Source organism: Kitasatospora sp. NPDC089509 (genome assembly GCF_044749365.1).
Classification (GTDB): Bacteria; Actinomycetota; Actinomycetes; order Streptomycetales; family Streptomycetaceae; genus Kitasatospora.
On the sequence record NZ_JBIVHS010000004.1, the window covers coordinates 301,485 to 321,543 of the forward strand.

Below are 20,059 nucleotides of genomic sequence, written 5' to 3' on the forward strand. Positions count from 1 at the left end.
GGCACCACCCTGCGCCCGATGCGCTGGTGGGACATCGATCCGGTGATGGACCTGGAGCTCCGGCTGTTCCCCGAGGACGCCTGGTCCCACGGGATGTTCTGGTCCGAGCTCGCCGAGGCCCACCCCGGCGGCACCCGCCACTACTCGGTCGCCACCGCCGCGGACGGCACGATCGTCGGCTACGCCGGTCTGATGACCGTGGCCGACGAGGGCGACGTCCAGACCATCGCCGTCGACGAGCGCCACCAGGGCGCCGGCCTCGGCACCGCCCTGCTCACCGACCTGATCCACGAGGCCGCCCGGCGCGGCTGCGCCGACCTGCTGCTGGAGGTGCGGGTGGACAACCGGCGCGCCCAGCGGCTGTACGAGCGGCACGGCTTCGAACCGGTGGGCATCCGGCGCGGCTACTACCAGCCCGCCGACATCGACGCGCTGGTGATGCGCCTCGAACACCCGAGCACTGACCCGAAGGACCCTAAGGACACCCCCCATGGCTGACGAACCGCTCGTCCTCGGCATCGAGACCTCCTGCGACGAGACCGGCGTCGGCATCGTGCGCGGCACCACCCTGCTGGCCGACGCGGTCGCCTCCAGCGTCAACGACCACGCCCGCTTCGGCGGCGTCGTCCCGGAGATCGCCAGCCGCGCCCACCTGGAGGCGATGGTCCCGACCATCCAGCGCGCCCTGGACACCGCCGGGATCAAGGCCAGCGATCTGGACGGCATCGCCGTCACCGCCGGCCCCGGCCTGGCCGGCGCGCTGCTGGTCGGCGTCAGCGCGGCGAAGGCGTACGCCTGGGCGCTGGACAAGCCGCTGTACGGGGTCAACCACCTCGCCTCGCACATCTGCGTCGACCAGCTGGAGCACGGCCGGCTGCCCTCGCCGACGATGGCCCTGCTGGTCTCCGGCGGGCACTCCTCGCTGCTGCTCAGCGAGGACATCACCACCGACGTCCGCCCGCTCGGCGCGACCATCGACGACGCGGCCGGCGAGGCCTTCGACAAGGTCGCCCGGGTGCTCGGCCTGGGCTTCCCGGGCGGCCCGATCGTCGACCGGGCGGCCCGCGAGGGCGACCCCAAGGCGATCAACTTCCCGCGCGGCCTGTCGGGCCGGAACGACCCCGCGTACGACTTCTCCTTCTCCGGCCTGAAGACCGCCGTCGCCCGCTGGGTGGAGGCCAAGCGCAGGGCCGGCGAGGAGGTGCCGATCGCCGACGTCGCGGCCTCCTTCCAGGAGGCGGTCACCGACGTGCTCACCCGCAAGGCCGTCAAGGCGTGCAAGGACAACGGCGTCGACCACCTGATGATCGGCGGCGGCGTCGCGGCCAACTCCCGGCTGCGCGAGATGGCCCAGCAGCGCTGCGACCGGGCCGGGATCCGGCTGCGGGTGCCCCGGCCGGGCCTGTGCACCGACAACGGCGCGATGGTGGCGGCGCTGGGCTCCGAGATGGTGTGGCGCGGCCGCACCCCCTCCGCCTTCGACCTGTCCGCCGACTCCTCGCTGCCGGTGACCGACACCCACGTCCCGGCCACGGCGATCGGCCACGGCGACCTCCACGGCCAGGCCTACGACGCCCTCGGCGGCGGTGCGGCGTGACCGTCGCCGCCATGTGGGAGGCCCGGGCGGCGGACGGCCGAGGGGCCGAACTCGCCGCTTGGGTAAGGGAGTCGGCGCTGCCCGCGATGCGCGGTGCGGCCGGGCTGGAGCGGGCCGAGCTGCTCTCCGCGGCCGGCGAACGGGTGCTGCTGATCACCTGGTGGAGCGGCGAGCCGGTGCCGGTCGCCGACCCGCCGGCCGAGCTGCTCGGCCGGCCGGTGCACCGCTGGTCCTTCACCAGCGAGCACGTCGAGTAGGCCGCGGCGGGGAACCGCCGCCGCGGCCGCTACCGTGCTAGCTGAGAGAAGGCTGGACGGGACCGGGAGCGCACTGCGGTGAACAGGGACGGGCTGAGCAGGACCAGGACGTACGCGGCGGGGGCGCTGGCGCTGCTGGCCTTCGCCACCGCGTGCGGCGACAACGGGGGCGGCGGCAGCGCCGCCCCGGCCGGGAACACGGCGACCACGGCGGCCTCCGGGCCGGCGTCCGCCGCCGGCGGGACGCCGACCGCCGCCGCCACCACGCCCGGCGCGGCCCCGGCCCAGGGCGACGCCGTGGCCTGGGCGAAGTGGAACCTCAAGCCGCTCGCCCCGGCCCCCGCGCCGCCCGCCGACAAGCCCATCAAGCTCGAACGCACCGGCACCGTACCGGTGTTCAGCGATGTGAAGACGAGCGACAAGGTCGTCTTCGTCACCATCGACGACGGCGCCGAGAAGGACCCGAAGTTCGTCGAGATGCTGACCGACCTCAAGGTGCCGATCTCGATGTTCCTGACCAAGGACATCGTCAAGAACGACTACGGCTACTTCAAGCCGCTCCAGGCGCTGGGCAACCACATCCAGAACCACACCGTCACCCACCCGGTGATGAGCAAGCTGTCGGCGGACAAGCAGAAGTCCGAGATCTGCGAGGACCAGGCCGCGCTCACCCAGCAGTACGGCACCGCCCCGCTGCTGTTCCGCCCGCCGTTCGGCGACGGCGCCAACACCCCGATGCTCAACACCTCGGTGCAGCAGTGCGGGCCGCGGGCGATCGTGCTCTGGCGCGAGTCGATGCAGATCCACGACATGCAGTACCAGGCGGCGGACAAGAAGCTGAAGCCCGGCGACATCATCCTGGCGCACTTCCGCGGCCCCAAGGAGCTCAAGGGCGCCACCATGACCCAGATGTTCGGGGACCTGCTGGCCCGGATCCAGGAGCAGGGCTTCTCGGTGGCCCGGCTGGAGGACTACATCCAGGCACCGGCCTCCTAGGGCGCGCCCTGGAGGCCCGTCACCGGCTGCCCCAGCATCATCAGCGGCCCGTTGTCGGTGCGGCTGAGGATCACCGTGACGCTGTTCGGCCCGGAGGGCTTGAGCTGCCGGCGCAGCTCCTCCGGGGTGATCGCCATCCCGCGCTTCTTGATCACCACCGTGCCGACGCCGCGCTCGCGCAGCAGCGCCTTCAGCTTCTTGACGTGGTACGGCAGCACGTCGGTCAGCTCGAAGGCGTGGGCGTACGGGGTGGCGACCAGCCGGTCCGAGGTCACGTAGGCGATCTTCGGGTCGATCAGCCGGCCGCCGACCTGCTCGGCCACCTCGGCCACCAGGTGGGCCCGGATCACCGCGCCGTCCGGCTCGTACAGGTAGCGCCCGACCGGTCCGGCCGGCGGGTCGGGCAGGTCGCCGCCGGTCAGGCTCGCGCCGTGCGGCAGCAGGGTGGCGCGGTGCGGACGGGCCGCCCCGGTGCCGAACCAGAGCACCGCCTCCTTGACGTCCCCGTGGTCGGAGACCCACTCGGCCTCGGCGTCCGCCGGGACGGCCTCGTGCGGGATGCCCGGGGCCACCTTCAGGGCTCCGATCGGGGTCCGCCGCCCGGCCTCGATCGCCCAGGAGAGCGGCGGGGCGTACGCCTCCGGGTCGAACACCCGGCCGCGCGAGGTGCGCCGGGCCGGGTCGGTGAACACCGCGTCGTAGCCGGTGACGTCCACCTCGGCGACGTCCGCGCAGCGCACCTCGACCAGCTCGGCGAGGCCCAGCGCGGCGGCGTTGGCGGCGGTGGCGGCGCAGGCCGCCGGGTCCTTGTCGACGGCCAGCACGCTGATCCCGGCCCGGGCCAGCGCCAGCACGTCCCCGCCGATGCCGCAGCACAGGTCGGCGAGCCGCCGTACGCCCAACTCGGCGAAGCGGCGGGCCCGCCACTCGGCCACGCTGCGCCGGGTGGACTGCTCGACCCCGTTGGGCGTGAAGTACATCAGGTCGGCGTCCGCCCCGAACTTCGCCCGCGCCCGCTGCCGCAGCCGCGCCTGCCCGAACGCCGCCGACACCAGCTCCGCCGGGTGCTCCCGCCGCAGCCGGGTGGCCAGCGCCAACTCCTCCTCGGGGGCGAACTCGCGCAGTTCGGCGAGCAGGGCCTGACCCTCGGGGGTCAGCAGGGGCTGGAGGTTCTCGGTGTCCACGGGCCCATTCTGACCGGTCGGGCGGGGTGGGCGGCGGTTCGGGCCGGGCGCCGCACGCCAGCGCGACCGCTCGACCTCCGGTCGAGCCCACTGGCGCGCCGTTGGCACTCTGGTTGACTGAGTGCTAGCGGCGGCCTATGGTCGTCCTTGGCACTCCCCACTGGGGAGTGCTAACGCGAAGACGTGTGTCTGACCCCCGCGACGGCAGGCCCGCAGGTTCGCCACCTACCCGTTAGAAAACCCCGTAATCTCCGAAGGGGAGCTCGGACGTGACCACCAGCAGCAAGGTTGCCATCAAGCCGCTCGAGGACCGCATCGTGGTCCAGCCGCTCGACGCCGAGACCACCACGGCCTCCGGCCTGGTTATCCCGGACACCGCCAAGGAGAAGCCCCAGGAGGGCGTCGTCCTGGCCATCGGCCCGGGTCGCTTCGAGGACGGCCAGCGTCTGCCGCTCGACGTCGCCGTCGGTGACATCGTCCTGTACTCGAAGTACGGCGGCACCGAGGTGAAGTACCGGGGCGAGGAGTACCTCGTCCTCTCGGCCCGCGACGTTCTCGCCATCATCGAGAAGTAATCGCAGTACCGAGAAGCAAGTCGTTCCGCCCCGCCCCGGATCCGTGTCCCTAGTGACAGGGGCCCGGGGCGTGGTTGTTGGTTCACGTAGTTCGGCGGCCGGTCGGCCGGCCGCAGCCCCGAGGGAATAGGGAACATGGCGAAGATCCTGCAGTTCGACGAGGACGCGCGCCGCTCGCTGGAGCGCGGTGTCAACAAGCTGGCCGACACCGTCAAGGTGACCATCGGCCCCAAGGGCCGCAACGTCGTCATCGACAAGAAGTTCGGCGCCCCGACCATCACCAACGACGGTGTCACCATCGCCCGTGAGGTCGAGCTGGACGACCCGTACGAGAACCTTGGCGCGCAGCTCGTCAAGGAGGTCGCCACCAAGACCAACGACGTCGCGGGTGACGGCACCACCACCGCCACCGTGCTGGCCCAGGCCCTGGTCAACGAGGGTCTGCGCAACGTCGCCGCCGGTGCCGGCCCGGCCGCCCTGAAGAAGGGCATCGACAAGGCCGTCGCCGCCGTCTCCGAGCACCTGCTGTCCATCGCCCGCGAGATCGAGGGCAAGGACGACGTCGCCGCCGTCGCGTCCCTCTCCGCGCAGGACACCCAGGTCGGCGAGCTGATCGCCGAGGCGATCGACAAGGTCGGCAAGGACGGTGTCATCACCGTCGAGGAGTCGAACACCTTCGGCGTGGAGCTGGACTTCACCGAGGGCATGCAGTTCGACAAGGGCTACCTGTCGCCGTACTTCGTCACCGACGCGGAGCGTCAGGAGGCGGTCCTCGAGGACCCGTACATCCTGATCAACCAGGGCAAGATCTCCTCCATCCAGGAGCTGCTGCCGCTGCTGGAGAAGATCCTGCAGTCCGGCGCCTCCAAGCCGCTGCTGATCATCGCCGAGGACGTCGACGGCGAGGCGCTGTCGACCCTGGTCGTCAACAAGATCCGTGGCACCTTCAACGCCGTCGCCGTCAAGGCCCCGGGCTTCGGCGACCGCCGCAAGGCGATCCTCGGCGACCTGGCCGTCCTGACCGGCGGCACGGTCATCTCCGAGGAGGTCGGCCTCAAGCTCGACCAGGCCGGTCTGGACGTGCTGGGCACCGCCCGCCGCGTGACCATCACCAAGGACGAGACCACCATCGTCGACGGTGCCGGTGACAGCGAGGCCGTGGCCGGCCGCGTCGCCCAGATCAAGGGCGAGATCGCCGCGACCGACTCCGACTGGGACCGCGAGAAGCTGCAGGAGCGCCTGGCCAAGCTGGCCGGCGGCGTCTGCGTCATCAAGGTCGGCGCCGCCACCGAGGTGGAGCTGAAGGAGCGCAAGCACCGCCTGGAGGACGCCATCTCGGCGACCCGCGCCGCGGTCGAGGAGGGCATCGTCGCCGGCGGTGGCGCCTCCCTGGTCCACGCCGCCAAGGTGCTGGACGGCGGCCTGGGCCTGTCGGGTGACGAGGCCACCGGTGTCGCCGTGGTCCGCAAGGCGCTGCACGAGCCGCTGCGCTGGATCGCCCAGAACGCCGGCCTGGAGGGCTACGTCATCACCTCCAAGGTCTCCGAGCTGGAGGCCGGCCAGGGCTACAACGCCGCCACCGGCGAGTACGGCGACCTGGTGAAGGCCGGCGTCATCGACCCGGTCAAGGTCACCCGCTCCGCCCTGGAGAACGCCGCCTCGATCGCCTCCCTGCTGCTCACCACCGAGACCCTCGTGGTGGAGAAGAAGGAAGAGGAGGCCGACGCCGGCCACTCGCACGGCGGTCACGGCCACTCGCACTGAGGCCGATAGCCACAGCGGTTGACCGGAGGCCCGGTCCGCACCCCTCGCGGGGGCGTGGACCGGGCCTCCGGCTGTGTTGGTGCTGCGGTGTTCCAGGCTTCAACTATCAGTAGAATTTTGCAGAATGCAAAGATTGCCTTATAACTGAGGCATGATCGAGGCCCGCCATCTGCGCGTCCTGCGTGCCGTCGCCCGCACCGGCTCCTTCTCCGCCGCCGCCCGTGAGCTGGGGTGTACGCAGCCTGCCATCAGCCAGCAGATGAAGGCGCTGGAGAAGTCGGTGGACACCCCGCTGGTGGTCCGCTCGGGCCGCGGGATGCAGCTCAGCGAGGCCGGGCGGGTCCTGCTCAAGCATGCCACCGGAATCCTGGCCGGGCTCTCCGCCGCCGAGGAGGAGGTGGCCGCGATCGCCGGGCTGCGGGCCGGGCGGGTGCGGCTGGTGTCCTTCCCGACCGCGAGTTCCACCCTGGTGCCGCCCGCGGTCGCCCGGCTGCGGGACAGCCATCCGGGGGTGCGCGTGTCGCTGGTCGAGGCCGAGCCGCCGGAGTCGCTGGCGATGCTGCGCGGCGGCGAGTGCGAGCTCGCGCTGGCCTTCCGCTATCCGCAGTCCGACGGCGGGGCCGTGGTGTCGGCGCCGGCGCACGGCTCGCCGCGCGAGGCGCGGGCCGAGGCGAACCTGGAGGCCCAGCAGCTGTCGGCCGGCACCGACTGGTCCGACCTGGTGGTCACCCCGCTGCTGGACGACCCGCTGGTGGGCCTGTTGCCCGCCGCCCACCCGCTGGCCGGTCGGGGCGGCCCGGTGGAGCTGGCCGAGCTGGCGGGGGAGCAGTGGATCGCCGGCTGTCCGCAGTGCCGGGGGCACCTGGTGGAGCTGTGCGCGGGGGCGGGCTTCGAGCCGCGGATCGACTTCGCCACCGACGACTACCCGGCGGTGGTCGGCCTGGTGGCGGCCGGACTCGGGGTGGCGGTGCTGCCCCGGCTGGCTCTGCAGTCGGTGCGTCCTGACGGAGTGTCGACGGTGCCGGTGCGGACCGCCTCCGGGGCGCCGGCGGTGCGCCAGGTGGTGGCGCTGACCCTGCCGGACCTGGCCGAGGTGCCGGCCGTGGCGCTGATGCAGGAGCGGTTGGTGGGCGCGGCGGCCGGTCGCTGACCGACGTCTCCCCTGAATGGGGTGCGCCTGGGCCCTGGGCGCCGCGAAGAAACGTTTCTCCACGGCGCGTCGGGGAGGCGGGTCTAACGCTGCGCGACCGCCGGCGGGGTCAGCGGGACCTCCACCAGGCGGTGCCGCGAGCGGCCCAGCATCTCCTCGCGCTCGTCCTCGGTCATCCCACCCCAGACCCCGTACGGCTCCCGGACCGCCAGGGCGTGCGCCGCGCACTCGGCGATCACCGGGCAGCGCATGCAGACCTCCTTGGCGCTGGTCTCGCGCGAACTGCGGGCGGCTCCGCGCTCCCCCTCCGGGTGGAAGAAGAGCGAGCTGTCCACGCCGCGGCAGGCCGCCGAGAGCTGCCAGTCCCAGAGGTCCGCGTTGGGACCGGGGAGGCGGGAGAAATCTGCCATGGCTCATTCCCTTCAGAGGCGGTCGGCGGCGGCCGGGCGTTTCGGCGGGCTGCTGCCGAACGGTGCCCGGCGGGGCGTCCCGCGCTGGTGTGGACACCTGGAAATATGACTTAAGGCAACTCCATGGACAAGTCACCCACACACTGGCACAACAGTCAATGACCATATGAAAGCTATAAAAACGGGCAAAGTGGGCAAGGGGTTTGCCGGGCGTGGACGTGGCAATCGGGTGGCCGAGGGGCGCGCGACACACCGCACCGGTGTGCGGGTGGTGCGCCCACCGCGCGCGAGCTGCGCAAAAGAGCGGCGTGTGCACCGCGATGCGGCTGATCGGTAATGGGTTGGCCACGTACAGTGGTGGAGATGGCCTGAAGGCCGTAACTCATTCGAGTGACGGTCGTTGGAAGTGCGGAGGCGGTTAGCGGGCGCCGGACGTCGGGAACGATCGCGGGCAAGTCGGGGCGATCAGGACGAAGTCCGTCGCCGATCGGCCGTGTCGGAGAGGTTCGTACCAGCCAGGAGGCTCAACGTGACGCGGATCAGCTGCGGAGGACGACGGTCATGACTTCCGTTCTCGTTTGCGACGATTCCCCGCTCGCCCGCGAGGCGCTTCGCCGCGCCGTCGCGACCGTACCCGGTGTGGACCGGGTCACCACCGCGACGAACGGGGAGGAGGTCCTCCGCCGCTGGGTGGCCGACCGCTCCGATCTCGTCCTGATGGACGTCCGGATGCCCGGCCTCGGCGGGGTCGAGACGGTCCGGCGGCTGCTGTCCGCCGACCCGGGCGCCCGGATCATCATGCTCACCGTCGCCGAGGACCTCGACGGGGTCGCGCTCGCGGTGGCCGCGGGCGCCCGCGGGTACCTGCACAAGGACGCCTCGCGCGCCGAGCTGCGGGCCACCGTGACCCAGGCCCTCGCCGACCCGACCTGGCGGCTCGCCCCGCGTCGGCTGCGCAGCCCCGACATGGGCGCGGCACCGACCTTGACGGCGCGTGAGATCCAGGTCCTGGAGGGCATGAGCCACGGGCGCAGCAACGCCGAGATCGGGCGCGAGCTGTTCCTCTCCGAGGACACCGTCAAGACCCACGCCCGGCGGCTGTTCAAGAAGCTCGGGGCCTCCGACCGCGCGCACGCGGTGGCGCTGGGTTTCCGCTGGGGCCTGGTCCGCTGACCGTCGGCGGCGCCGCCGGCTGCGGTGCGGCGCCGTCGAATTCCGGAGCGGGTGCCGCACGGGCGTGTGACGTTACGGTCCCGAGGTTGCACCATGGAGGAGTGGAGCACCTCGGGGACCAGCGGACAGGCACTGCGGCGAACCACACGGCCGCGGGACACTCGGCGGACGGCGCGACGGACGGGACCACCCACGGTGGCGGGGCGGAAGGCGGCACGGTGCAGGAGGGGCCGGTGGTGCGCGGTACGCCGCACGGTGCCGCAGCGCATAACGTTCCGGTGCACAACTCCGGACGCGGTGCCGCGTTTTCCCGGTCGACCAGGCACCATGGACCGATGCGCGACGATGTCGCCGGTGCGGCCGGCCAGGCGGACCCGGGTGAGGCCCAGCCCTCCGGCCCGGGTCACGATCCGTCGTACGCGGACCCCGGCGAGCCCGGCGATGCCGGCCCGTCCGGTTCCTCCGGAGCGGAGTCCGGTCCGGGGCGCCCGCCGGTGCTCGGTTCGGGCGGCTCGCCCCTGGTGGGCGAACTGGTCGCGGCCGCCGTGCGCGGCGAGGGCCCGGCCATCGACGCGCTGCTCGCCTACGTCCACCCGCTGGCGCTGCGGTACTGCCGCGCCAAGCTGGTCCGGCTGCCCGGCGGGGCCCGGCACCACGTGGACGACGTGGCCCAGGAGGTCTGCGTCGCGGTGCTGTGCGCGCTGCCCCGGTACAAGGACCAGGGGCGGCCGTTCGAGGCCTTCGTCTACGGCATCGCCGCCCACAAGATCGCCGATCTGCAGCGGGCCGCGATGCGCGGGCCCGGCTCGACCGTGGTGCCGCAGGACGACCTGCCCGAGGTGCCGGACGAGGCGCTCGGCCCGGAGGAGCAGGCGCTGCTGAGCAGCGACGCGGCCTGGGCCAAGGAGCTGCTCTCCAACCTGCCGGCCCGTCAGCGCGAACTGGTGCTGCTGCGGGTGGCCGCCGGATTGTCGGCGGAGGAGACCGGCGAGGTGCTCGGGATGTCGCCGGGGGCCGTCCGGGTGGCCCAGCACCGGGCGCTCAGCCGGCTGCGGGCGCTCGCGGAGGAGTCCTCCTGATCCGGAGGGGCGGGGGCGGGGCGTTCCGCGGGGCGGAATGAGCCGCCCGGGGTGCTTGTTGTCAAGGGCACACGAGGGCACATTCGCGGTGCCAGTACCATGGGGTATCGGCGCCTGGGCAGGTTGCCAAAGTTTCGCGGGTGCGCACGGGGTTTCCTTGGAGGTTCGTCCAAGTCCGGCCCACCCGGCTTTCGGCGGTCTGCGCGAGTGAGCGATCAACGCGCCCCTTCCCTCTGGGCGCGAGCGGATAAGGCCGGCCACGGAAGGTACCCCCAAATGTCTTACAACGCCGCAGGCGTACCCGAGAAGTTCGCCATGCTCGGGCTCACGTTCGACGACGTCCTGCTGCTGCCCGGGGCCTCCGCGGTGCTGCCGAACCAGGTCGACACCTCCTCGCGGGTCTCCCGGAACGTCCGCGTCAACATCCCGCTGCTGTCCGCGGCGATGGACAAGGTCACCGAGGCGCGGATGGCCATCGCGATGGCCCGCCAGGGCGGCGTCGGCGTGCTGCACCGCAACCTGTCGGTCGAGGACCAGGCCAACCAGGTCGACCTGGTGAAGCGCTCCGAGTCCGGCATGGTCACCGACCCGATCACGGTCGGCCCGGACACCACGCTGGCCGAGGCCGACGCGCTGTGCGCCAAGTTCCGGATCTCCGGCGTGCCGATCGCCGACGAGTCCGGCAAGCTGCTCGGCATCGTCACCAACCGTGACATGGCCTTCGAGTCGGACCGCAGCCGCCAGGTCCGCGAGATCATGACCCCGATGCCGCTGATCACCGGCAAGGTCGGCATCTCCGGCGTGGACGCGATGGCGCTGCTGCGCCGCCACAAGATCGAGAAGCTGCCGCTGGTCGACGACGAGGGCCGGATCAAGGGCCTGATCACCGTCAAGGACTTCGTCAAGGCCGAGCAGTACCCGAACGCCGCCAAGGACGCCGAGGGCCGGCTGCTGGTCGGTGCCGCGGTCGGCGCCAGCGCCGAGGCCTTCGACCGGGCCCAGGCCCTGGTCGAGGCGGGCGCGGACTTCCTGGTCGTCGACACCTCGCACGGCCACAGCCACAACGCGCTGGCCTGGATCGCGAAGATCAAGTCGGCCGTCGGGATCGACGTGGTCGGCGGCAACGTCGCCACCCGGGACGGCGCCCAGGCGCTGATCGACGCCGGCGTGGACGGCGTCAAGGTCGGCGTCGGCCCCGGTTCCATCTGCACCACCCGCGTCGTCGCCGGCATCGGCGTGCCGCAGATCACCGCCATCTACGAGGCCGCCACGGCCTGCCAGGCGGCCGGCGTGCCGGTCATCGGCGACGGCGGCCTGCAGTACTCGGGCGACATCGGCAAGGCGCTCGCCGCCGGTGCCGACACCGTGATGCTGGGCTCGCTGCTGGCCGGCTGCGAGGAGTCGCCGGGCGAGCTGATGTTCATCAACGGCAAGCAGTTCAAGTCCTACCGCGGCATGGGCTCGCTGGGCGCCATGCAGTCCCGCGGCCAGGCGAAGTCCTTCTCCAAGGACCGCTACTTCCAGGGCGAGGTCACTTCCGACGAGAAGCTGATCGCCGAGGGCATCGAGGGCCAGGTGCCGTACCGCGGCCCGCTGTCCGCGGTGCTGTACCAGCTGATCGGCGGCCTGCGGCAGACCATGGGCTACGTGGGCGCCGCCACCGTCGCCGAGATGGAGAGCAAGGGCCGGTTCGTCCGGATCACCTCGGCGGGCCTCAAGGAGAGCCACCCGCACGACATCCAGATGACCGTCGAGGCGCCGAACTACTCGTCGCGCTGACGCACGGGACCGGATCCGACCACCGAGGGGCTCGTGGCCGCACTGCGGCCGCGGGCCCCTCGGGGCGTGCGGGGAGCCGGGCCGTCGGGGCGGGACCAGCGGTAGTACGGGATACTGGGGGCGGCCGGGGTGACCCGGCGGGCATGGAGCAACAAACCAGAAGGGCTCGAAGTGACTGAGATCGAGATCGGGCGAGGCAAGCGCGGCCGCCGGGCGTACGCCTTCGACGACATCGCCGTCGTCCCCAGCCGGCGTACGCGTGACCCGAAGGAGGTCTCGATCGCCTGGCAGATCGACGCCTACCGCTTCGAGCTGCCGTTCCTGGCCGCCCCGATGGACAGCGTGGTCTCGCCGGCGCAGGCCATCGCGATCGGCCGCCTGGGCGGTCTGGGCGTCCTGAACCTCGAAGGCCTGTGGACCCGCTACGAGGACCCGCAGCCGCTGCTGGACGAGATCGCCACGATCACCGACGAGTCCGCCGCGACCCGCCGCCTGCAGGAGATCTACGCCGCGCCGATCCGGGCCGAGCTGATCAAGCAGCGGATCCAGGAGGTCCGCGACTCCGGTGTGGTCACCGCCGCCGCGCTCTCGCCGCAGCGCACCGCCGAGTTCTCCAAGGCCGTGGTGGACGCCGGGGTCGACGTCTTCGTCATCCGCGGCACCACCGTCTCGGCCGAGCACGTCTCCAGCGCCGCCGAGCCGCTCAACCTCAAGCAGTTCATCTACGAGCTCGACGTCCCGGTGATCGTCGGCGGCTGCGCCACCTACACCGCGGCGCTGCACCTGATGCGGACCGGCGCGGCCGGCGTGCTGGTCGGGTTCGGTGGGGGCGCGGCCCACACCACCCGCAACGTGCTGGGCATCCAGGTGCCGATGGCGACCGCGGTCGCGGACGTGGCGGCGGCCCGCCGTGACTACATGGACGAGTCGGGCGGCCGGTACGTCCACGTGATCGCGGACGGCGGCGTCGGCTACAGCGGCGACATCCCGAAGGCGGTCGCCTGCGGCGCCGACGCGGTGATGATCGGTGCGGCGCTGGCGCGGGCCACGGACGCCCCGGGCAAGGGCTTCCACTGGGGCATGGAGGCCGTCCACGAGGAGCTGCCGCGCGGCAAGCGGGTGGACCTCGGGACCGTCGGCACCACCGAGGAGATCCTGACCGGGCCCTCGCACACGCCGGACGGGACCATGAACCTCTTCGGGGCGCTGCGCCGGGCGATGGCCACCACGGGCTACACGGAGCTGAAGGAGTTCCAGCGGGTCGAGGTGACGGTGAACCCGGCGCTCGACCACCGCTGAGGGGTTCGCTGACGCGCTGACGGAGGCCTCCGTCCGGTTCCGCCGGACGGGGGCCTCCGGGTTTTCCGGGGGCCTCGCCGGTGGGGCGGTCAGCCGCGGTTCGCGGTGCGGCGGGTGAGGAGGAAGCCGCCGACCAGGGCGATGGCGTAGAAGGCCAGGTCCAGGGGGCGCAGCTCGGCGCGCCAGGTGGTGAGGGTGTCGTGCAGCAGGCCGTGCGGGGCGGGGCCGGCGGCGTGCAGCCGGCGCAGGTGCTGGGTGAGCTGGCCCAGGAACAGGGCACCGGCGGCGAGCAGGGCGGCCAGTGCGGGGAGTAAGCGGCTCCGGCCGCCGAGGCGGCCGAGCGGGAGGGCGACCAGGCCGGCCTGGGCGATGGTGAGCCAGCCGAGGCTGTCGGCGGCGCGCAGCGGGGCGCAGCCGTAGGCGAGGCCGCCGAGCAGGGCGGCGAGCAGGGCGAGGGCGACGGCCAGGGCGGTGCGGCGGCGGCGCGGGCGCCGGTGGGCGGCGGGGGCGTGGGGCGCGTAGCCGGTGACGGGGACGCCGGGCATGCCGGGGGCGACGTAGCCCTCGGGGGTGTCCAGCACGGGGGCGACCGAGTAGTGCTGGGCGGTGCGGGAGCGGAGCGATGGGCCGTCAGCGCCCGGTGCGGGTGCGGTCATGGGCGTCGAGTCCCCCCGGGAAAAGACGATGAGCTGCCGAACGGTAGCAGCGCCTCGGGCAGATCTTGGCGAGTTTTCGATCACAGATCGGGCACAGAGCGTCGCACCCGTTCCGGTTCGTCCCGTCTTGGGCCGGGGGGCGGGTGGTCGTCGCCCCCGCGGACAGGAGATGATGGAGGCTTGGCCGTTCGGGCCCGGCCGGGCCGACGCGCCGTCACCACGACCGCCAGCAGCACATGGGGGAACGTTCCGAATGACCCAGGCGCAGGGTTCCACCGGCCGCCTCCTGGCCGGCCGCTACCGGCTGAACGGCGTGCTCGGACGCGGTGGCATGGGTACCGTCTGGCGCGCCGAGGACGAGATGCTGGGCCGGACCGTCGCGGTCAAGGAACTGCGGATGAACGCCAGCGTCGACGAGGAGGAGAAGCACCGGCTGATCGTCCGGACGCTGCGCGAGGCCAAGGCGACCGCGCGGATCCGGCACAGCTCGGCGGTGACCGTCTTCGACGTGGTCGACGAGGACGACCGGCCGTGGATCGTGATGGAGCTGGTGGAGTCCCGCTCGCTGGCCGACGTCGTCCGGGAGGACGGGCCGCTGGCGCCCGGCCGGGCGGCGGAGATCGCGCTCGACGTGCTGGGCGTGCTGAGCGCGGCGCACGCGCTGGGCATCCTGCACCGGGACGTCAAGCCGTCCAACGTGCTGATCGGCGATGACGGCCGGGTCGTGCTCACCGACTTCGGGATCGCGAGCGTCGAGGGCGATGCCTCGGTCACCTCCACCGGCATGCTGGTCGGCGCGCCCTCGTACATATCCCCGGAGCGGGCCCGCGGGCAGAAGCCCGGACCGCCGGCCGACCTGTGGTCGCTGGGCGGCACGCTGTACGCGATGGTCGAGGGGCGGCCGCCGTACGACCGCGGTTCGGCGCTGGCCACCCTGACCGCGGTGATGACCGAGGAGCTGACCGCGCCGACGAACGCCGGGCCGCTGCTGACGGTGATCGAGGGGCTGCTGGACAAGGACCCGGCGAAGCGGCTGGACGCGGCGCAGACCCGGTCGATGCTCAAGCGGGTGGTCGCGGAGGCGACCGTGAAGGCCGAGTCGACCACCGAGCACGCGATGCCGGTGGAGTCGGTGGCCGCGGCGGCGGGCGAGCAGGCCGGGGAGAAGGCCTCGGAGAAGGCCGGGGAGAAGGCTTCGGAGACGGCCGGGACGAAGGCCGAGGCGGACGCCGCGGCGGAGGCGGACCCGAAGCCGAAGGCCGAGGAGAAGCCGAAGCGGACCGTCGGCGGGCTGCTGGGGACGGTCCGGGTGGGGAGCCGGGCCCGGGACGGGGAACCCGCCGTCGAGGCCGAGGGCGGGAAGCCCGCCGAACCGGCGCCGGCCACCGAGTCGATCCGGCCGGTCACCAGCGAGTGGACGATGGGCGCCACCCAGGCGGCCGGGGCCGACCCGCGCAAGGGGCGGCGGAGGCTGGCCATCGCGACCGTGGTGGTCGTGCTGCTGCTGATCGCCGGGATCGTCGCGCTGCTCCAGGCCGTGGGCAGCGGGGACGGCTCCACCAACGGGGCGGGCACCCACAGCCCCGGTGCCAGTGCGCCGGTCGCGGCGACCGCGCCCGGTCAGGACGCGTCGGCGCCGGCCGGTGAGTCGGCCGTCCCGACCGCGACGCCCGACGAGTCACCGGCCGCGGCCGGGGCGCCCGCCGGGACGCCCGACGAGCCGCCGGCCGCGTCCTCGGCGGCCGCCCCACCGCCGGCCCAGACGACGGCCCAGACCCCCTCGACGGCCCAGACCCCCTCGCCGACTCCGTCCGGCGCTCCGGTGCCGGCCGGGTACCACGCGTACCAGGACCCGAGCGGCTTCTCCGTCGTCCTGCCGGACTGGCTGCAGCCGGCCGGGTCGGACGGCAACCGGCGGATCTTCAAGAACTCCGCCGACGGCAGCCAGCTGCGGATCGAGTGGACCACGTCGCCGGGGGCCAGCGCCGTCGCCGACTGGCAGGATTCGGAGCCCAACGTCCGTGGCCAGGTGACCAATTACCAGCGGATCAACCTGGCGGCGATCACCTACCGGCAGTGGACGAACGCGGCGGACTGGGAGTGGACCAACGGCACGCCCAAGACCCACTCGCTCAACCGGGGCTTCGTGACCGGCAGTCCGGCCAAGTACGGCTACTCGATCTACTGGATCGTCCCGGACGCGCAGTGGGGCGCGCAGGCCCAGGCCCGGGACGTCGTGTTCAACAGCTTCCAGCCGGCCCCGTAGGGCGTGTCCGGCACGCCCCGGGGCGCCGGCTCGGTGGGAGGTCAGCCGAGCAGGAGCTGCTTGGCCCGGGTGAACTCCTCGTCGGTGAGGGCGCCGGCGGTCCGCAGGGCGGCCAACCGCTCCAGCTGGCCGAGGAGTTGCTCGCCGGCCGAGGGCTCGGTGGGGGTGGCGTCGACGGGGGCCGGGACCGGCGGCGGGGTGGCGCTGCGTGCGGTTCGGGCCGCCTCGCGGATCCGTTCGGCGAAGACCTCGGCCTTGACCACCTCCTCGAAGCGGTGCGAGCCGGTCAGTGCGACGACCGTCAGCACCTCGCCGTTGAACTTGGTACGGGCCACGGTGGCGTCGGTGACGGCGGTGAGCGGAACCGGTACCGGAGGCTTTCCGTCCTTCAGGAAGAGCAGCCGGTGGGTGGTGAGCACGAGCACGCCCTTGCGGAAGTGGTCGGGATGGCGTCCGGCCGTGGAGGCGACGGGCTCCTCGCCGTCGATGACGGCCGCTTCGACCGTGCGGACGGCCTCGGCCCGATTGGCTTGGTTACTGTTGCCCGCCACCTTGAAGGCGGTGTCGATCAGGTCGGTCCATTCCATGGGACCGAGCGTAAAGGAGCCGCTCAGTAGGCTGCTCGGCGAGCGAGAGGAACTGCCATGCGAGGCGGCCCCGGCCAGGTGTTGGCGGGTCGGTACCGGCTGACGGACCGTCCCGAGCTGCTGCGTGCCCTCGCGGTGGACGAGCGGACCGGCGAGGCCGTGCAGCTGCGCGCCGTCGAACTGCCCGCGCTGCTGACCGCGGGTCAGGATCCGGACGAGCCCAACCCCGGCCACGGGGACCGGCTGGTGCGGCGGGTGGCGACGGTCGGCTCGGCCGCGCCCGCCTGGCACCCCCGGCTGCTGCGCGGGGTCGGCGCCTTCGTCGAGGGCGAGCTGCTGTGGACGGTGGAGGAGCGGCCGGCCGGCTGGACGCTGGCCGACCAGCTCGCCGGTGGGCCGCTCCCGCCGTACCGGGCGGCCGAGTTGGCGGCGGACCTGGCCGGTGCGCTGCGGGCGCTGCACGAGGCCGGGCTCTCGCACGGCAATCTGACCGCCGAGTCGGTGCTGGTCTGCGAGGACGGCGCGGCGATGCTCGGCGGGCTGCTCGACGGGGTGGCGCAGGAGGCACTGGCCGAGGACCTCGGCGGGCCGGGCGGACGGCGCCGGTACGAGGTGCGGGCCACCCTGGTCGGCGCGGTGGCCGAGCGCTGGCCGCTGGACGGCGGCCCGGCGGGGGACTGCTGGGCGCTCGGGGTGCTGCTGCAGCGGATGGTCACCGGCCGCGCGCCGTTCCCGGAGGGCGGGGTGCCGGAGCTGGTGACGGCCGTACGGGACGGGCGGCGCGAACCGGCGGCGCTCTGCGGGCCCTTGGCGCCGCTGGCCGAGCGCCTGCTGCAGCCCGACCCGGGCCTGCGGCCCACCGCGCAGACGGTGCGGGCGGAGCTGGCGGCGCTGCTGGCGGGCGCCCCGGAACCGGCGGACGGGGAGCGGGCGGCGCGGGAGCTGGAGCTGAAGCCGGAGGCGCCGCTGGTGCCGTTGCGGCCGCGACGGCGCGGGCGGGGCGGCGGCGCGGCGCGGGTGGTGCCGGAGGGTGGTGCGGATCGGGTGACGCCGGAGGGCGGTGCGGACGGGGGGAGGACCTCGCGGATACCCCCGGCCCTGCTGGGCCCGTTGCTGGTGGGCGGGGTGTTCGCGCTGCTGGTGGTGGGAATGGTCGCCGTGGTGCTGTTCGCAGGCTGACGGCCCCGAAGTCCGCCGTCCTGCGGGTCCGGTGGGTGGGCGAGATTACCGAGCGTGGCACGGTGCGCCTAGGGTGTCCGTGGGATTAGTTCGAACAGCGGTCCGCAGCGGGCTTTCGGTCGCGGTGACGGCAGGTGGAATCGAGAGGGGGAGCGGTCGCCGATGGGCGTGCAGGACCGGCCGGAGGCGGCTGAGGCGGAGCGGTTGCTGGCCGGGCGGTACGAGCTCGGTGAGCGGCTCGGCCGGGGCGGGATGGGGACGGTCTGGCGGGCCTGGGACCGGATGCTGGACCGCGAGGTCGCGGTCAAGGAGCTGACCGTCAACCACCTGCCGGAGGAGGATCTGCAGATCCTGCACACCCGGATGAAGCGCGAGGCCAGCGCCGCCGCCAGGATCAAGCACCCCGGTGTGATCACCGTGCACGACGTGCTGGAGCAGGACGGCCGGCCCTGGATCGTGATGGAGCTGGTCGACGGCCGCTCGCTGGCCGACGTGATCAGCCAGGACGGCACCCTGCCGCCGCGCGCCGCGGCCGAGGTCGGCAGCCAGGTGCTCGCCGCGCTGCACCGCGGCCACCAGCTCGGGGTGCTGCACCGGGACGTCAAGCCGGCCAACGTGCTGCTGGAGCGCGGCACCGGGCGGGTGGTGCTGCTGGACTTCGGCATCGCGAAGTACGAGGGCTCGACCGAGCTGACCCGGCCCGGCGACCTGGTCGGCTCGCCGGACTACCTGGCCCCCGAGCGCGCCCAGGGCGAGCGGCCCGGACCGGCCTCCGACCTGTGGGGCCTCGGGGCGACGCTGTACGCGGCGGTCGAGGGGCAGTCGCCGTTCCGCCGGGACTCGCCGATCAGCACGCTGGCCGCCGTGGTCGACGAGCCGCTGCCGGAGTCGCGCCGGGCCGGGCCGCTCGGGCCGGTGCTGGCCGCGCTGATGGCCAAGGACCCGGCCGACCGGCCCAGCGCGGACGAGGCGGCCCGGATGCTGGCCGAGGTGCACTCCGGGCACACCATGGGGCTGAAGTCGGTCGGGCCGTCGGCCGCGCCGGTGCGCACGCCCACCCAGTCGGTGCCGGTGGTGGACCGCAGCGTGGGGCAGGACGGGACCGTGGCCTCCGCGCCGGAGGGCGCCGAGGGATCGGAGGACCCGACGGATCCGCGTCCGGCCGGGACGGCCTCGACGGCGGTGACGGCCGTGCGCTCCTCCCAGCCGGTTCCGGTCGTGCCGGTGGTCCCGGTCGGCGCGGTGGTCGCCGACACCGCCGGGGGCGTGGCCACGGCCGGGCAGGCGCGTACCTCCGCCGACGCGCCGGTCGCGCACTCCAGTGCGCCCGCACGCGGTCCGGCCAAGCGTCGCAACCGGGTCAAGCTGGTCGCCGTCGTGGCGGCCGTCGGCGTGCTGGTGGCCGCGGCGACCTTCTTCGCCACCCGGCACATGACCGGCGGCTCGGACGCCGGCCCCGGCTCGACCGGGCAGCCGGACACGACCGAGCCCACCGGAACGGACCAGACCGGCACCCCCGCCCCGGGGGCGCCCGCGCCCGCCGGCTACCGCTGGGCCGACGACCCGGCCGGCTTCCGCTTCCCGATGCCGGTCGCGACCCCGGCCTGGCAGCGCAGCACCGGGACGGACGCCAACCAGATCTTCTACAGCCCCGACAACCGGGTGCACTACCTGCAGTTCGCGGTCACCGTCGGACAGTCGGTCAAGCCGCTGGAGCACATGCGGCAGATGGAGACCAACGTCTCCAAGTCGCTCAAGGACTACAAGCAGCTCCGGATGGCCGGCGCCGTGGTGAACGGCCACGAGGCGGCCACCTGGGAGTTCAGCTACGCGGCCAAGGAGGGCGGTCGCCGGCGGGCGATCGAGACCGAGTTCCTCGACGAGGACGGCACCTCCTACGCGATCTACGCGTCCAGCCCGGACAAGGGCGACGACTGGCAGCAGACCGAGCAGCGGTTCACCACGGTGCTCAACCACTTCACGCCGACCCGCTGAGCGCTGCGCCCGCCGACCCGCTGATCCCGCGGGTTCGGCGGGTTCGGCGGCCGGTGCGGGCGGAGCGCCCCGCTTTCGCCCGACTGCGGCAGATTCTTGTTACCGACGGGTAC

18 protein-coding genes are annotated in these 20,059 nt (G+C 73.3%); 14 read left to right on the forward strand and 4 right to left on the reverse strand.

Going from position 1 to position 20,059, the window contains the following annotated elements; genetic code table 11:
• The first annotated feature begins 18 nt into the window (after positions 1–18).
• The 4 genes from rimI (at position 19) to ACIP4P_RS11115 (ending at position 2,850) form a co-directional block, all read left to right on the forward strand.
• On the forward strand, positions 19–498 hold the full coding sequence (gene rimI / locus ACIP4P_RS11100; protein WP_350511510.1) for a ribosomal protein S18-alanine N-acetyltransferase: 480 nt from the start codon (positions 19–21) through the stop codon (positions 496–498).
• Positions 491–1,597, forward strand: coding sequence for a tRNA (adenosine(37)-N6)-threonylcarbamoyltransferase complex transferase subunit TsaD (gene tsaD, locus ACIP4P_RS11105; RefSeq protein WP_350511297.1), 1,107 nt, complete (start codon positions 491–493; stop codon positions 1,595–1,597). Before rimI ends, tsaD begins: the two co-directional genes overlap by 8 nt.
• A complete protein-coding gene (locus ACIP4P_RS11110; RefSeq protein WP_400916871.1) occupies positions 1,594–1,854 on the forward strand; it encodes a hypothetical protein in 261 nt (86 codons plus the stop codon). The genes tsaD and ACIP4P_RS11110 overlap by 4 nt, the downstream gene beginning before the upstream one ends.
• Positions 1,855–1,932: 78 nt before the next feature.
• Entirely contained in the window at positions 1,933–2,850 is a 918-nt protein-coding gene (locus ACIP4P_RS11115; protein ID WP_400916873.1) for a polysaccharide deacetylase family protein, read from the forward strand.
• Here the strand turns inward: ACIP4P_RS11115 and ACIP4P_RS11120 are convergent.
• Positions 2,847–4,034, reverse strand: a complete 1,188-nt coding sequence (locus ACIP4P_RS11120) for an SAM-dependent methyltransferase (protein WP_400916875.1) — start codon at positions 4,032–4,034, stop codon at positions 2,847–2,849. The two genes, ACIP4P_RS11115 and ACIP4P_RS11120, sit on opposite strands and share 4 nt — an antisense overlap.
• 269 nt (positions 4,035–4,303) lie before the next feature.
• Between ACIP4P_RS11120 and groES the strand changes: the two genes are divergently transcribed.
• The 3 genes from groES (at position 4,304) to ACIP4P_RS11135 (ending at position 7,523) form a co-directional block, all read left to right on the forward strand.
• The gene (gene groES / locus ACIP4P_RS11125; RefSeq protein WP_363427410.1) at positions 4,304–4,609 is read left to right on the forward strand and encodes a co-chaperone GroES; all 306 of its coding nucleotides are present in this window, start codon (positions 4,304–4,306) and stop codon (positions 4,607–4,609) included.
• A 135-nt stretch (positions 4,610–4,744) separates the two neighbouring features.
• Entirely contained in the window at positions 4,745–6,373 is a 1,629-nt protein-coding gene (gene groL, locus ACIP4P_RS11130; protein WP_350511291.1) for a chaperonin GroEL, read from the forward strand.
• A 151-nt stretch (positions 6,374–6,524) separates the two neighbouring features.
• Positions 6,525–7,523, forward strand: coding sequence for a LysR family transcriptional regulator (locus ACIP4P_RS11135; RefSeq protein WP_400916878.1), 999 nt, complete (start codon positions 6,525–6,527; stop codon positions 7,521–7,523).
• A gap of 83 nt (positions 7,524–7,606) precedes the next feature.
• Here the strand turns inward: ACIP4P_RS11135 and ACIP4P_RS11140 are convergent, their stop codons facing one another.
• A complete protein-coding gene (locus ACIP4P_RS11140) occupies positions 7,607–7,933 on the reverse strand; it encodes a WhiB family transcriptional regulator (RefSeq protein ID WP_350503538.1) in 327 nt (108 codons plus the stop codon).
• Between the two features lie 561 nt (positions 7,934–8,494).
• Here ACIP4P_RS11140 and ACIP4P_RS11145 point away from each other — a divergent pair.
• The 4 genes from ACIP4P_RS11145 to ACIP4P_RS11160 all read left to right on the forward strand — a co-directional run bounded on the left by ACIP4P_RS11145 (position 8,495) and on the right by ACIP4P_RS11160 (position 13,263).
• Positions 8,495–9,106 carry a response regulator transcription factor gene (locus ACIP4P_RS11145; protein ID WP_014136228.1) on the forward strand — a complete coding sequence of 204 codons (612 nt, stop codon included), beginning with the start codon at positions 8,495–8,497 and terminating at the stop codon, positions 9,104–9,106.
• Positions 9,107–9,600: 494 nt separating this feature from the next.
• Positions 9,601–10,185 carry an RNA polymerase sigma factor ShbA gene (shbA, locus tag ACIP4P_RS11150; protein WP_400917149.1) on the forward strand — a complete coding sequence of 195 codons (585 nt, stop codon included), beginning with the start codon at positions 9,601–9,603 and terminating at the stop codon, positions 10,183–10,185.
• Between the two features lie 276 nt (positions 10,186–10,461).
• Positions 10,462–11,964 carry an IMP dehydrogenase gene (gene guaB / locus ACIP4P_RS11155; RefSeq protein ID WP_350511289.1) on the forward strand — a complete coding sequence of 501 codons (1,503 nt, stop codon included), beginning with the start codon at positions 10,462–10,464 and terminating at the stop codon, positions 11,962–11,964.
• A gap of 171 nt (positions 11,965–12,135) precedes the next feature.
• A complete protein-coding gene (locus tag ACIP4P_RS11160) occupies positions 12,136–13,263 on the forward strand; it encodes a GuaB3 family IMP dehydrogenase-related protein (RefSeq protein WP_350511288.1) in 1,128 nt (375 codons plus the stop codon).
• Between the two features lie 89 nt (positions 13,264–13,352).
• On the opposite strand, the gene ACIP4P_RS11165 is transcribed toward ACIP4P_RS11160, so the two are convergent.
• Complete coding sequence (locus tag ACIP4P_RS11165) at positions 13,353–13,919, reverse strand: hypothetical protein (protein WP_350511287.1); 567 nt, start codon at positions 13,917–13,919, stop codon at positions 13,353–13,355.
• 253 nt (positions 13,920–14,172) lie between these two features.
• On the opposite strand from ACIP4P_RS11165, the gene ACIP4P_RS11170 reads away from it, so the two are divergent.
• Entirely contained in the window at positions 14,173–16,185 is a 2,013-nt protein-coding gene (locus ACIP4P_RS11170) for a protein kinase (RefSeq protein WP_400916882.1), read from the forward strand.
• Between the two features lie 41 nt (positions 16,186–16,226).
• On the opposite strand, the gene ACIP4P_RS11175 is transcribed toward ACIP4P_RS11170, so the two are convergent.
• The gene (locus ACIP4P_RS11175; RefSeq protein WP_350511285.1) at positions 16,227–16,772 is read right to left on the reverse strand and encodes an SHOCT domain-containing protein; all 546 of its coding nucleotides are present in this window, start codon (positions 16,770–16,772) and stop codon (positions 16,227–16,229) included.
• A gap of 57 nt (positions 16,773–16,829) precedes the next feature.
• On the opposite strand from ACIP4P_RS11175, the gene ACIP4P_RS11180 reads away from it, so the two are divergent.
• Positions 16,830–17,951, forward strand: coding sequence for a protein kinase (locus tag ACIP4P_RS11180; RefSeq protein WP_400916884.1), 1,122 nt, complete (start codon positions 16,830–16,832; stop codon positions 17,949–17,951).
• Between the two features lie 162 nt (positions 17,952–18,113).
• On the forward strand, positions 18,114–19,946 hold the full coding sequence (locus ACIP4P_RS11185; RefSeq protein ID WP_400916886.1) for a protein kinase: 1,833 nt from the start codon (positions 18,114–18,116) through the stop codon (positions 19,944–19,946).
• The last annotated feature ends 113 nt before the right edge of the window (positions 19,947–20,059 follow it).